Annotated in this window: 13 protein-coding genes; 8 read left to right on the forward strand and 5 right to left on the reverse strand. The window is 64.6% G+C overall.

All coding sequences use genetic code 11. From position 1 onward, the window contains the following. Window positions 1-122: 122 nt before the first annotated feature. The gene (locus tag ACODNH_RS12810) at window positions 123-539 is read right to left on the reverse strand and encodes a CBS domain-containing protein (RefSeq protein ID WP_306704694.1); all 417 of its coding nucleotides are present in this window, start codon (window positions 537-539) and stop codon (window positions 123-125) included. Window positions 540-602: 63 nt separating this feature from the next. Next, window positions 603-1058: a nucleoside deaminase gene (locus ACODNH_RS12815; protein WP_434530386.1), complete on the reverse strand. Its 456-nt coding sequence runs from the start codon at window positions 1056-1058 to the stop codon at window positions 603-605. Window positions 1059-1220: 162 nt separating this feature from the next. Between ACODNH_RS12815 and trmY the strand changes: the two genes are divergently transcribed. Next, window positions 1221-1817 carry a tRNA (pseudouridine(54)-N(1))-methyltransferase TrmY gene (trmY, locus tag ACODNH_RS12820; protein ID WP_306704700.1) on the forward strand — a complete coding sequence of 199 codons (597 nt, stop codon included), beginning with the start codon at window positions 1221-1223 and terminating at the stop codon, window positions 1815-1817. Window positions 1818-1945: 128 nt separating this feature from the next. Continuing rightward, a complete protein-coding gene (locus ACODNH_RS12825; protein ID WP_434530387.1) occupies window positions 1946-4051 on the forward strand; it encodes a hypothetical protein in 2106 nt (701 codons plus the stop codon). 15 nt (window positions 4052-4066) lie between these two features. On the opposite strand, the gene ACODNH_RS12830 is transcribed toward ACODNH_RS12825, so the two are convergent. Next, window positions 4067-4192 (reverse strand): hypothetical protein, encoded by a 126-nt coding sequence (locus tag ACODNH_RS12830; RefSeq protein WP_434530388.1) that lies wholly within the window; start codon window positions 4190-4192, stop codon window positions 4067-4069. A 94-nt stretch (window positions 4193-4286) separates the two neighbouring features. Here ACODNH_RS12830 and ACODNH_RS12835 point away from each other — a divergent pair, with 94 nt between their 5' ends. The 3 genes from ACODNH_RS12835 (at window position 4287) to tgtA (ending at window position 6728) form a co-directional block, all read left to right on the forward strand. Then, complete coding sequence (locus ACODNH_RS12835) at window positions 4287-4832, forward strand: NUDIX hydrolase (RefSeq protein ID WP_306704706.1); 546 nt, start codon at window positions 4287-4289, stop codon at window positions 4830-4832. Window positions 4833-4876: 44 nt separating this feature from the next. Beyond that, complete coding sequence (locus ACODNH_RS12840) at window positions 4877-5134, forward strand: hypothetical protein (RefSeq protein WP_306704708.1); 258 nt, start codon at window positions 4877-4879, stop codon at window positions 5132-5134. Window positions 5135-5255: 121 nt separating this feature from the next. After that, window positions 5256-6728 (forward strand): tRNA guanosine(15) transglycosylase TgtA, encoded by a 1473-nt coding sequence (gene tgtA / locus ACODNH_RS12845; protein ID WP_306704710.1) that lies wholly within the window; start codon window positions 5256-5258, stop codon window positions 6726-6728. A gap of 26 nt (window positions 6729-6754) precedes the next feature. On the opposite strand, the gene ACODNH_RS12850 is transcribed toward tgtA, so the two are convergent. Further along, complete coding sequence (locus tag ACODNH_RS12850) at window positions 6755-7630, reverse strand: NAD-dependent epimerase/dehydratase family protein (RefSeq protein WP_306704712.1); 876 nt, start codon at window positions 7628-7630, stop codon at window positions 6755-6757. Window positions 7631-7705: 75 nt separating this feature from the next. Continuing rightward, window positions 7706-8851: an alginate lyase family protein gene (locus ACODNH_RS12855; protein ID WP_306707430.1), complete on the reverse strand. Its 1146-nt coding sequence runs from the start codon at window positions 8849-8851 to the stop codon at window positions 7706-7708. Between the two features lie 368 nt (window positions 8852-9219). Between ACODNH_RS12855 and arcS the strand changes: the two genes are divergently transcribed. From arcS to ACODNH_RS12870, 3 genes are read left to right on the forward strand one after another with little or no spacing between them, the layout of a single operon-like run. Next, window positions 9220-11007 carry an archaeosine synthase subunit alpha gene (gene arcS, locus ACODNH_RS12860; RefSeq protein WP_434530389.1) on the forward strand — a complete coding sequence of 596 codons (1788 nt, stop codon included), beginning with the start codon at window positions 9220-9222 and terminating at the stop codon, window positions 11005-11007. 32 nt (window positions 11008-11039) lie between these two features. Continuing rightward, window positions 11040-11972: a hypothetical protein gene (locus ACODNH_RS12865; RefSeq protein WP_306704716.1), complete on the forward strand. Its 933-nt coding sequence runs from the start codon at window positions 11040-11042 to the stop codon at window positions 11970-11972. 40 nt (window positions 11973-12012) lie between these two features. Then, the gene (locus tag ACODNH_RS12870) at window positions 12013-12411 is read left to right on the forward strand and encodes a VanZ family protein (RefSeq protein ID WP_306704718.1); all 399 of its coding nucleotides are present in this window, start codon (window positions 12013-12015) and stop codon (window positions 12409-12411) included. Window positions 12412-12601 lie beyond the last annotated feature (190 nt).

Raw genomic sequence — 12601 nt, forward strand, 5'->3', positions numbered from 1 at the left:
CCGCCGCTCCCGGTAAACCCCTTCTGGACGCTCAGACGGCGTTTGTAGCGTCTTCGATACTCAATTTGAGAGAGAACTGCCCACCGCCGTCTCGATAGCCCCGACCGTTCGGATTCGGGCTGTCACCCCTCCGCGAACATCTCGACGACGCGGTCCAGGTCGGGCGACAGTTCCTGCATCACATCTGTTGTCGTAAGAATACCAACGCCCTCGATCTGTCCGTCGACTACGAGTCGCTTGATGCCGTGCTCAACCATCGTATCGATGGCTTCCTCTAGCGGGGCACCGGCTTCGATGGTCTTGACGGGAGTTGTCATCAGGTCTCCAATCGGCGTCGTATCAGGGTCGATCCCATCGTGGAGGCCGGTGATAATATCCGTTTTCGTGAGTATTCCTTGCCCGTACTCGGTTTCGACAACGACAGAACCGACCGCTTCGGATGCAAGGAGCTTCGAAGCGTCTCGGACGGACAGCTCGCGGTCAACGGTTTTCACCGGCTTCGTCATCACTTGCTCGATGGGCGTGTCAAGTGAATTCATACCACAAGTTAGCAAACACACATAATAAGTCATTTGACTCCCGCAATCGGTTCTGACCTGGCTTTACCAGTCAAACCCTTCGTGAATCGCCAGTCCCTCTTCCTGACATATCGGCCCGACGACCTCGGTGACGCCATCGAGAATTTCGCCGGAGCGGACGGACGCCTCGTGGCCGCTGAACCTGCTCATCTCATCACTGCTGACGCTGTACGTTATCTGACCGAGACCAGCGTACCGGAGGCCGCCGGCACACATTGGGCACGGTTCGGTGCTCGTGTACATCACGATTTCCGCGCGTTCGTCCGGGTCAAACTCACGCATCGCTCGGTGCGCTAGGTGGAGTTCCGGATGGCGGCGCACATCGGATTCGGTGAGAACGCGGTTCGACGCCTCCATGACGATTTGGTCGTCACGAACGAGTACAGATCCGAACGGCCGGTCACCGCGGTCGACAGCGGCCCGAGCCAGCTCGAACGCGCGCTGCATATGCGTTTCGTGGTCGAACTCTGAAACGGACATAACGGCGCTTCGCCCCGCAGTCGGAAGTAGGCTCGGCGCGGGACACCACCGTCGTGTCCTCGACTGTGGCCCCCACTCGGAATCTGGCTCCTCGTCAGCATGGATGAGAGCTGACGGGTTCGCGGTCGATGCACGTAAGTCTCTAACCGGCTTCGCACCCGTATGCGCCAGTTCATCATCATCGGCCACGACGCCCCGACGACGCCGGAGTTCTCGCTCGACGACTTGGCCGGCGCGGCCGGCCGGCTCGACGTGCTCTGTCGGTGTGTCACCAGCGCGTTCTTCCTGAGCCATGCTATCCGAGAAGACGTGCGAGTCCACTTGGTTCTGGGCGACGAGTACACCGTCACGTTCGATGGCAGCGACCTCCGTCGGCTGAACCCCGACGAACGGTCCACGGCGGCGCTGATACGCAAGGCGCTAGAAGAGCGCGAGGAAGCTATCGGTCACATCCCGGTCGAAACCTCGCCGGGCGTGTCGCTCACGCGACGGGGGTTCGAGGGGACGCTGGACGACGTGGCCCGCCGCGGAACCGTCGTCCAGTTGCACGAGGACGGCGACCCTATCGTCGACGTTGCCCCACCGTCGGACCCGGTGTTCGTCCTCTCGGACCACCATGACTTCCGCGACGAGGAAGCGGCGCTGCTGGCCGACCGCGCAGACGAGCGCGTCTCGCTTGGCCCGAAGGCACTCCATGCTGACCACTCGATCACGGTCGCGCACAACTATCTGGACACGGCGGGGTTCGAGCAGTACTGACGGGGCACGCTTGGAGACTGCCAGAAGGGTTTTGCTCCGTGGTTCGCTGAATGGTGTATGGCATTATTGGGTTCGGAGACAGCGACGGGTCACGCTGTCCGACGACGCACTGAAATGACGGGGGATCGATGACCGACCGGGAAAGCCTATCCCGCCGTGCGGTTCTACAGACGGTCGCCGGAGCCGGCCTCGTATCCGTCGCCGGCTGTTCGGCGCTCGAAAGCGAAAGCGACGACGCGGCCTCGACAGTCGAGGGCGAACGCGCCGAAGAACTCGCCCGACGGTTCGCGCCGACGCTGTACTTCGACCGGGCGGAGCCGTGGTTTCCGACGGACCCGCGACCGTACACCAGTGAACAGGACGGAGAAACTGTCGTCGACGGGTTCGACGCCTTCGACGGCTATCACGAGCGGATGACCGACGGGGAGCCGCCGGACCCGACGGCGTTCTACCACGTCGTCGAGTACGAGAACTCGCCGCTGGCGGCCGTCCAGTTCTGGTTCTATTCGGCGTTCGACCAGTTCACGACGAACTTCCACTGGCACGACTGGGAGGTCCTGCACGTGTTCGTCGACACGGCGATGGGCGACCCGCAACTGTACGTCGCCAGCTCCCACTCCCGGAAGGTGCCCAACAACGAGTTCCTCGATCCTGATCCGGAGATGGTCCCGCGCATCCTCTCGGAACTGGGGTCACATTCCAGCGCGCTGTCGGTCAACGACGTTCGCGACCGGTTCACCCGGCTGCCGGAGGGCGACCGGTTCGCGGACATCACGAACAGCGCCGTCGAGACCATCGAGGATCTTGCGGAGATTCCCGTCGCCTATGGGCTCCCGCGCGACGAGGGCTCCCGACTCCCGTACCTCGTTCCGGAGTACGAGGGCGCGCCGCTGTACGAACACGAGCAACTGCCGTCGGTCAGTCGCGAGGACCTCATCTCGGAGTCGCTCACCGTCCGCTCGTTCGACAGCCTCACCGAACCGCCGTCGGACCTGCCGACGCGGGAGACGGGACTCGTGTTCCAGCACACCGACCGCGGCGAGGCTGACCCGGACATCGAGTACGACCTCATACCGAGTAGCGAACTGGAACACATCGCCGATTTCACCGGCCCGCAGTTGAGCTTCGAGTTCGCAGTACCCGAGTTCGCCGAGGACGCCGTCTCGGGGCATATCACGACGACGGGTGCGCCCTGGAACCAGCCCCGCTACGAGAACCCCGCTGCGGACATCTCCGAGCCGAACCACCGGGCGGCGCTGGCCGAGCGCTACGACGCCATCGGCGCGCCGGCGGAGATACGGACCGTCGTCGCCAGCCTCTCAGAAGCTGTCTCGAACGACGACGCCCCCGAGAACGAGGGGCTCACGACCGAGGACACGACCGTCGAGTCCGTCGCCCTACTGGAGAGCGACCCCGAGGCCATCCCGACCTTTTCGGGCTTAGCCGTTGTTCAAGACGTGCCCACGGGTGAACACCGGTTCACGGTCAACGGGGCCGGCGTCGCGCCACACAGCGAGACAGTATCGGTCCCTGAAACGAGCGAGACCGAGGGACCGACCAGAGCCGGTGTCGACGGCGAGGTCCCACTCGTCGCCCGGGAGAACGCCACCCGCCTTGAAGTCGACCCGTCAGGGGCCGACAGCAACCTCACCGACCTCGCCGTCGAGGATGACTTCGCCGGCCGGCTGTACGACGCCCCACTCTCGGAACCCGACGCCGTGTACGTCCACGGCGGCGGCGCGTACACGACGGAGGTCCGGGACCGCGACGACGAGGTCGGTGCGTTCCGGGTGAACCCGGAGCCTGAGGCCGACATTGCCGCACAGATCGAACAGCCCCGAACCGGAAAGGCGTCGCTGGCGTCATTTCTCGTCGACATCGCCGAGGAGACGCGCCAAGCGGTGCTCGACGAGATGGACGATGACGGCGATTCTGACGATGATGACGGCACTTCCGGGAGTAGCGGCGGCTCCGGGAACGCTATCCAGGGCCTCGAACGGGCGCTCGCCGCTGTCGTCGAGGCTGCTAGGCGAGCGACGGAACGCGCAGAGGCCGGCGACCGCGGGAACGCTGACAAGCAACTCCAGGCCGTTGCCGACCGACTCCAGCGCGTCGCGACCAGAATCGAGGCCGCCAGCGACACCCTCTCTAACCCGCTATCGAACGCGGCTCGACGACGCCTGGAACAGGCCAACCGTCGGACAGAGCAGGCACAGGCCGCCGACAAACTGTGAGTGCCCATCCTATCCTCAGAGCCCGCCCCACCGGGCCAATGCGCCGGCAACGAGCACCAGTCCCCCGGCGATGAACGTTCCGGGGACCGGGAGGACAAACAGTACAATACCGAGCAGGAGAACGATTGTCGATACTCTCATTCCATCTTCAGAGAGTGCGCCACGTCGTATCCGTCCGGTGCCTGCATTTGCGTGGACCCGTGCTGACTTTGCCGGTGGGGACCACACTCTCCATATGGACGAGGAACTCGCCTGGGAGACGCTTGATGCCGAGACCGCCTACGCCTGTCCGGGGTTTGACGTCGTCCGTGAGGACGTCCGCTTCCCTGACGGCACGGAGGGAGAGTTCGACTACGTGCAGCACGGTGAGAGCGTCATCGTGCTCCCGTTTACCGCCGACGGTGACGTGGTTGTCATCGAGGAGTGGCGACAGCCAGTCCGCCGGATCAACTACGGTCTGCCTGCCGGAACGATGGAAGACGAGGACGACGATCCAAGCGTCGCCGCCGCCCGCGAACTCCGCGAGGAAACCGGTTACGAGGCAGATACGCTCGACCACCTCTACACGGGCGAACCGGCCAACGGCAACACCGACTACGTCTTCCACTACTACGTCGCACGCGGATGTGAGGCGACAGCCGACCAGAATCTAGACCACAACGAATCGATTCGGGTCGACACTGCCGACTTCGATTCGCTGGTCCAGTCGGTGCGCGACGGCACGCTCCGTGACAGTCGGTCTGCCGTAGGTATCATGTACTATGCCCTGTTCGAGGGTTGAACCGACGACAGCTTGATACCTTGTGAAGTGGTATCGTATATCATATGGCCTCGATTCCACTCGACGAACAAACGGAGCGCCGGCTTGATAAACTGCGTGCGGCCGTCCGCCGTCGGACCGGCCAGCCGATTTCGCGGGCGGAACTGCTCGAACGGCTTGTCGAGGACGCTTACGGGTCCCGCGATGAGGTGGTTGCTATGTTCCGAACGTCACAGGCGTACGTCGCCGACGAGGACTCAGGGACCGTCCACCGACCCGAGCGAAAACTGGTGCCCGGCGGAGCGGAGCAGCCCGACGAATAGCAGCGCTGTGCCCGCCGGCGCGTCGTTCGCGCCCAACCGCCGTTCTCGGCTGCCGCCAGCAACGAACGGCCAGCCACGGGGGAACACAACCCTTAGGCGCGCCCACCGACGACGACGTGTAATGACGAATTTCGAGGTCCGCCAGTACGACGCCGCGGGCCGGCTGGGCGAGCTAACGGTGCCACGGGCCGGCGTCACCGTTGAGACGCCGACTATTCTGCCGGTGGTCAATCCCCACGTCCAGACGGTCGCACCGGCAACGTTGGCGTCGGAGTTCGGGGCGGAGATACTCATCACGAACAGCTACATCCTGCACGGCTCCGATGACCTCCGTGAGCCCGTGCTGGAGCAGGGCCTCCACGACCTGCTCGGGTTCGACGGGGCTATCATGACCGACTCCGGGTCATTCCAGCTCGCCGAGTACGGCGACATCGACGTGACCACCGAGGAGATTCTGGAATTCCAGCACGAGATTGGCTCCGATATCGGCACGCCGGTGGACATCCCGACGCCGCCGGATGTGGACCGCGAGCGGGCGACCGAGGAACTCAAAACGACACAGGAACGGCTCGAACACGCTGCCACCGTCGACACCGGCGAGATGCTCGTCAGCGCGCCGGTTCAGGGAGCGACCTACCCGGATCTGCGGGAGCGCGCCGCTGCAGATGCCGTCTCCACGGGACTTGATGTGTTCCCGCTGGGAGCCGTCGTCCCGCTGATGAACGAGTATCGCTACGCCGACCTCGCGGATGTCGTCGCGGCCTGCAAGCGCGGGCTGGGTGAGGTCGGCCCGGTCCACCTGTTCGGCGCGGGCCACCCGATGATGTTCGCGATGGCGGCGGCGCTGGGCTGTGACCTGTTCGATTCGGCGGCATACGCGCTGTACGCTCGCGACGACCGGTATCTCACGGTGCAGGGGACGGAACTGCTGTCCGAACTAACCTACTTCCCGTGTCACTGTCCGGTCTGTACAGACCACACACCGGCGGAACTCGATGCGATGGACGCTGACCAGCGCGAGGAACTGCTCGCGCGACACAACCTCCACGTCACCTACGGCGAAATTCGGACGGTCAAACAGGCGATTCGCTCGGGCAACCTCATGGAACTGGTCGACAGCCGCGCCCGTGGTCATCCGGAGATGCTCGACGGCTACCGCGCGCTTCTCGACCACGCCGAGCAACTCGAACGCACTGATCCCGTCTCGAAGGACGCGTTCTTTTACACCTCGAACGAAAGCGCTCGTCGGCCCGAGGTCCGACGCCATCAGGACCGACTGGAGCGTCTCCCGGTTGAGGGCGAGGAGGTGCTGCTGACCGAAGGCAGCTCCAGTGCACAGTACGACGAGAGCTGGGGCGTCCTGCCCCCGTTTGGTCCGTATCCGCGCGAACTCGCCGACACCTATCCGCTGACCGCAGAAACGCCGGACCGGACCGACCGAGCAGCCTACGAGACCGCGGCCACAGGCGTCCGGCGGCTGGTCGAACTCCATCCTGACGTGTCGTTCACGCTGGTCCACGACGACTGGCCGGCGACGGCGCTCGACCGCGTGCCCGAGGGCGTTCGCCTGCGTGACCTGCACGCCCGCGACTGATCTGTTTTAATCTTCTCGTCCGCCGGTCAGATCGTCGGCACATCAACGTCCGCATCGGCAGCCTCACGCCACGAATGGGTCGGCTCCCAGCCAAGCATCGCTGTGGCTTTGGCCGTCGAGTACGCCGCGGCGTCCTCCTCGACCGTGCAGTCGTCCGGAACGTTGCCGTACTGCTCGCGCATGAGGTCGACCAGCGACCGGCCCAGCGCGTTGTCGGGTCCCACGCAGTTGAACGCCTCGTGCCCTGTGACCTCGGCGGTGAGGGTGGCCTCGACGAGGTCGACCACGTCCCGCACGTCGACGTACGACCAGTAGTTGCCCGCCCCGGCCGCGAGGTCATCGACGTACTCCTCGTCTCGACAGGGGTACTCACCGGGAATCTGTATCCACGAGGGGCGAATCGACGCCACAGAGATGCCGTCCCGGCGCGCAATCGTCTTCCCAATCTCCTCTGTGACGACCTTCGAGAGCCCGTAGTCGTCTTCCGGTCTGCACGCGTGCTCTTCCGTGATCGGGAGTTCGTCCGGAACGGGGGTCTCCTCGGCGAAAAAGAAGCCGTACGCGCCGTCCGAAGAGCCCTGCACCACGTCAGCGCCGACGCGGCCGGCCGCTGAGAGGACATTGTGTGCCGCCAGCGTATTATTCTGAAACAGGTCTACCCCGGGGTGGTTCCCGGCGACCGGAATCGCCGCCCAGTGGACCACTGCATCCGGGTCGATGGCGGTGAGCGCGTCAAAGACGCTCCCAGCGTCTGTCAGATCGAGTGCCCGGTATCCGACAGCCGGATGGCCCTCATCGTTGGGGAGTCGACGGTCAAGGACTGTTACGTTGTGCGGTCCAGCGAGCCGCTCGACGATCCAGCGTCCGGAACTCCCTCGGCCGCCGGTCACAACAATATTCATACCGGATCTGAAACCGCTGGCATCCAAAGCGTGGTGGTGTGACTGCGCATTCGGGAACGGGGCTTGCTCGACCCGCTACAGATCAAGCCGGAACCGCTCGCCGTGCGTGAACGTCGTCCAGCCGAGGATGCGTTCGTCCCGATGCGGTCGGTCGGGATTGTCGATTGCCGCCTGCTGGGCCGAAACGTATGTCGGGACGTTCTTCACCGGCTGTCCGCTTTGCTTGAGCGCTTTCAGATACGTGTCTTTCTCGTAGTACGAGTATGCCACCTCGTACACTGAGGACGCAGCTTCCTGCTTTCTGGCGGGGAAGCCGTCACTGTTGACGAACCGGTCGGGGTCTCCCTCGCCCATCGCTTCCCAGGCTTCTGGATCGGCCACGTATGGCGCGTGGGCGTCGAGAATCCGCTCAATCGCCCCCTTGTCACCGTCGAATTTCTGGTACTCGTACAGCGTGGGGCCATCGAGTTTGTCGGCGTAGAGCCGGCTGAGTTCCGCACCGGTGAGCAGCGCCTTCGCCGCGTACAGCGAGTACGCCAGGCTTGACGAGCGACCGATCTCATGTTCCAGCAGGCCGTCTTCCCGGAGCTGGGTGAAGCCCGTCTCGCGGTTACGCTGCATCGCCTTCCGGAACCGGCCCCAGTCACGGAGGTACACTGACCCAGCAGCGTGGGTCATCTCTTGCCAGTTGAAGATATTCTGTTGCCCCATCTCGGTTGGAATACCATGGCCAACGTCGTCTAAGAACGTCCGAACCCACTCCTGTAGGCCGGTCTCTGAGCCGACACTGTCGTCGTTCCACGCTTCGTGGCCGCGAACGAGTTCCGCGCCCCACCACATTTTTGGGAGCGTGATGAACTGTTCGATGCTGTTTGTTTTGACAGGGGCCATGTAGGTCTCCGAACGCAGGAACCAGTGGTTCAGTAGCTCGATGGCTTTCTCGGCGTACTGGTCCGCGCCGGTGTACTGGTAGGCGAGGCCAAGGTCACGGATCCGATCCCCCGTCCTGATGGCGGCGACGTAGTCCTTGCGCGCTCCGGGGTCTTCGGGCCCTTTCGTTTTGAACTCGTGGCCGTCGCCGTTGTCGGTGACACTCTCTGGGTCCGCCGCCATCGCGTCGCGGACATCGTCCATGAAGGCCTTGTGGGCCTCCGTCCACGGGCTGTCACCGTTCTCGACACGGGACTGTACCGCAGCCAGCGCGTCGAGATGAATGAACATTGCGGGCCTGCTTTCCGCTGTTGACTCGGATACCTGTTCTGTCGCTGTCGGTTCCGTCTCGTCTGACGCGGCCCTCGCACCCGAGTCTCCCGAGGAGAGGCCAGTCGAACAGCCCCCCAGCGCTGTGGCTGTCCCCGAGAGGGCGAGCAACACGTCTCGTCGTGTCTGTCGCTGCACGAACGGTCAGCCGTCCCCTATAGATTTAGTTAGGACCCAGCTAATCAGCGGATAGCGGCCTGTTCGCGATAATCATGGTCACATAACTGCCGATCAGGATGGCATCTGCTGGATTTGACCGTCGCTTCGGTCGCGGGGGCGGTGCTGGCCCAAAGGCAAGATAGTTGGTCGCGCGTGGCTGACGCCATTGCATGACCGACTACTTCGAGGTCCACGAGCGTGACAGCGCCGCGCGAGTGGGTGAGTTGCGCCTCGCCGACTCCGTGACGACACCGGCGCTGGTCGACGACGTGGACACTGAGACGCCGGGCGATTGCCGACACGTCCTTGCTGACGCCGGAAGCCGCTGGTCCACCGAGCAAGACGCCCCCGACGGCGACGACTCGCTACTCACTGTTTTGCCCCACCGCGGACTCCCCGCCGGCACGCCGGACGAAGTCGCCGAGGCTTTCGCCGTCGACTATCCCGATGTTGCGTTCCCAAGTGCGGCCGTTGTTTCCCTTGATACCGCGACCAACCACGGCAGCGACGCCTACGTCCTCGCTGGCGCGCCCGGCTACGTCGGGCACGCGTCGGCGTTCGTCGATGCCGTTACGACCGTCCGTGAGACAATCCCCGCGGACACCGCGCTCTACCTGCCTGGCGTTGCAACGCCGCGAAACGTTGCGACGCTCGTCTACGCCGGTGTCGACCTCGTGGACCCCGACCGCGCCGTCATCCGTGGGACCGAGGGCCGGTATCTCACGACCGACGAGGCGTACTTCCTCGAAGACCTCGATGAGTTACCGTGTGCGTGTCCAGCCTGCCAGCAGCCACGTTCGGAGTTCAACCGCGAGGACTGCGCCGAACACAACGTCAACGCGCTCGCTGCGGAACTCCGGCGGGTCCGCCGCCGGATTCGTGATGGTCGCCTCCGTGACTATGTCGAGGGACAGGCCAGACAGAACAACTGGCTCACCGCGACGTTCCGACAGCTGGATCAGGAGTACGGCTACTTGGAGGAGCGAACGCCGCTCATCCGGCGCGCTGACCTCTCGGCGGCCAGCGACGACTCGCTCCGGCGGGTCGAAATCCAGCGCTTCGCCGAGCGCGTCACCGACCGCTACGTACCACGGTTCGATGACCGCCCGCTCGTGCTGGTCCCGTGCTCGGCACGGAAACCCTACAGCGATTCCCAGAGCCACAAGCAGTACCACGACGCCATCAAGTGGCGCGCCCACGTCGTCTCGATGACATCGCCCATCGGCGTCGTGCCACAGGAACTCGAACTCACCTACCCCGCACAGCACTACGACTCCGTCGTCACGGGCAACTGGACTGCCACCGAAATCGAGTTCGTCAGTCGCGTGCTCGAACGCTATTTAGAAGGGACTGACTACCCGGAGATTATTGCCCACGTACCCGGCGAAGGCTACCGCGACATCTGCGAGCGCGTGGCTGATTCGCTGGACCGGGAGTTCACCTACACGGTTACCGACCACCCGACGACGGCAGATTCGCTGGGGAACCTCGCTGCCGAACTGGAAGGCTGGGACCGCTATCCGAAACGAGAACGCGAACACAACACTATCCGCGCCGTCGCCGACTACCAGTTTGGTGAAGGCGCGGGCGACGAACTGTTCGACGACCTCTCGACACAGGGCAGGTATCCGCAACTCCGTGCCGACGACGCCGACGGAGAACAGCTAGCGGCGCTGGCCCAGCAGTATGGCGTGCTCTCGCTGACCACCGCCGGGGCGCGTCGCTGGGTCGAGAGCGATGTTCCGACAAAAACCGTCGAGATCGAACCGTTTGTCCCCCACGGCTCGGTACTGGCGCCGGGGATCACGGACGCTAGCGACGACATCCGCGTCGGCGACGACGTGGTGATTCAGGGCGACGCGGCCTTCGGCGTCGGTCGCGCACAGATGAGCGGCCAGGAGATGCAGTCCTCGACACGAGGTATCGCCGTCCAGATGCGCCACACCGAAGAACTGTAATTTTATTTTCTGCAGAGTAGAATCGGACGCAGATGGTCGATGCCTTTACGCTCTATCTGGTTGGGATCGGTGTTCTGGGCGTTGGTTTCTTTGCCGTCTATGTTTACTACGAGTTTCAGACGGCGGCGGGTCGACCCTACCGGCAACGGGGCGTCACTCGGCGCGGTATCACGGGTGCCACGGTCGTCCCGCTTGCGACAGTCCTGCTGTTCGGGTTCGTGGGCGAGGTGAACATCTTCGCCTCCGACGACGTGCTCAGGGCCGTCGGCTACGCGACTGTCGTCCTCTTGTTCGTGTTCGCCGCTGGGCTGATCGGTCTGAATATCTCTCACACGCTCGGGCGGCGGTGGCGACGACTGCACCCCGACAACGACGTGCCGACCGGGACCCTCGAATCCGGCGAGGTGGCCTGCACTGGCGAGGTGACGGCCGCCGCCGTCGGCACGGCACCGGTCACGGACCGCCGGGCTGTCTGCTGGTCGTGGCACGTCGAGGTGTTGAACCCTCACGGCGTCGGGAGCAAGGGGGACCAGTTCACCACCGTCGAGGCAGACCAGGGCGGTGTCACGTTCGCTGTCGACGACGGGACCGGGCCCGTCCTGGTCGACCCCAAGGAGGCGACGCTCGACCTGTCCTCGACGCGGGCGCTGTCCTTCGATTCCGAGGACGGGCCGCCCCCGGCGTTTCCGAACCCAGCCCCGAAAGTCGAACGGACGCACGACGACAAGCCCCGGACCTACGAGGAGTCCATCGTAGCACCGGGCGACCGGGTTGCTATCGCCGGGACCGCAAGTGAGACCGCGGACGGCCTCCTCGTCTCCGGGCCCGACGCCCACGTCGCCATCGGGTCGCTTTCGACGGTGGCCACCCGGTACCGGAACAAAGCGCTGCTGTACGGGCTGGCGGGGGTCGTCGGTGTCGGCGTCGCCGTCGACTGGCTGGCGGCGCTGTACGGCGTCTTCTGAGCATCGGGGGGCTTATCGACGACGGGGGCCGACACCAGCTATGGCCCGGTTAGTCCCGCGACGGTTCCTGCCCGCTGTTGCGTTCGCGCTGCTACTGCTTGTCGTCTCGCTGCTCCCCGCGCCCGAGGCTGGCAGGCCGATCCCGGTGCTGCTCGGCGTCGCACTCGACAAGTGGGTCCACGCCGGTAGCTACGCGGTACTCGCGTGGCTCCTTGCGCGGGCTCGTGGGAGTCGGACACTGGCCGCAGTGGTGCCAGTGGTCGCTCTCGCCGCCTGCTACGGCGGCGGCATCGAACTCCTGCAGGGACTGACCCCCTCGCGGTCACTTAGCGGAGCCGATGCGATGGCAAACGCCATCGGCGCCGTCGTCGGTGGCGGGCTCTGGGTGGCGCTAGGCAGGCCCGTCCCGACGAGAGCGCGGCGGCAGTCAGAACAGTGACCGCAGCCACGCCAGCAGCCCCCCGTTCCCGCTCAATATCGATGTGTCGCCGGACGCCGTCTCTCGCTCCTATTTCTGGCACCCGGGGTGGTCGCATAGTGCTCTCGCCATACATATGGTAGTTCTGCGGTCGCTCAACGACCGTCCCACAGTTCCGGGCACTCGTAGGCGTCTACAAGCCGTTCGTGTC

This window comes from Haloarcula sp. NS06, from assembly GCF_051122755.1.
GTDB lineage: Archaea > Halobacteriota > Halobacteria > Halobacteriales > Haloarculaceae > Haloarcula.